Annotated in this window: 1 protein-coding gene; it reads right to left on the minus strand. The window is 66.0% G+C overall.

The genetic code is table 11. The features are described from left to right. Positions 1-234 (minus strand): hypothetical protein (locus ABFX50_RS50875; protein WP_346158540.1); only part of this gene is annotated, 234 nt, incomplete at its 3' end. Positions 235-724: the final 490 nt, after the last annotated feature.

The raw sequence follows: 724 nt of genomic DNA on the forward strand, positions 1-724 counted from the left end.
CGTCTCGTTCCCGGCGGCGATGAGCCGGGCGGCTTCCTCGGCCTTCCCGGCCGCCGCCTGCCACTGGGCGGCGCCTTCGGCCGGGAGCGGACTCGCCGAGCCTTCGGTAGCGGCGCGCGCCCCGGCCGCAGCCTGCTCGAGGCCGTCCCGGGCCCGGTGCAGGCCGGTTGCGGCATCGCTGGCACTGGTGGTGAGGGCGCGCAGATGCGCGATTAGCTCGGAGAGCAGGGACAAAGCGGGGGCTCCGTTCGGGGGCAACGGGTTCCGGTCATGCTAGCGAATATCGGGAGCCACCGCGTCCCCCACTTTCGGGCCGTTTCAGTGCATCCGAGGAAGCACGAAGCGGCTCCCGGTAGTCACCGGGAGCCGCTATCGTAGATTTCGGATGCGTGGTGTTGCCGTCGCTCTACTGATCCTGCCGGGGGAGCCGACAGATCAGCGGGCGGCGCGCAGCAACGCTTCGAACTCCGTGACCTTGATACCGAAGATCGGAGATTCCTCACCGAGCTTCGAATCACGGACCTCAAAAGCACCCTCGTTTGTACGAGCCTCGACGCAGTTCGCACCCGCGTCGTTCGAACGGCGGGCCTTGCGCCATGGGGATGTCATCCCACAACCTCCTGAATCGGTACGGATTGTTCCTCCTGGACGAGCTTGAAGGTCGCCAAGTCGGAGGCCAAGCGGTCTTAGGAAGACAATTGCCATCTCCAACTCCTTGGCTCAC

The organism is Nonomuraea recticatena (assembly GCF_039533245.1).
Classification (GTDB): domain Bacteria; phylum Actinomycetota; class Actinomycetes; order Streptosporangiales; family Streptosporangiaceae; genus Nonomuraea; species Nonomuraea roseola.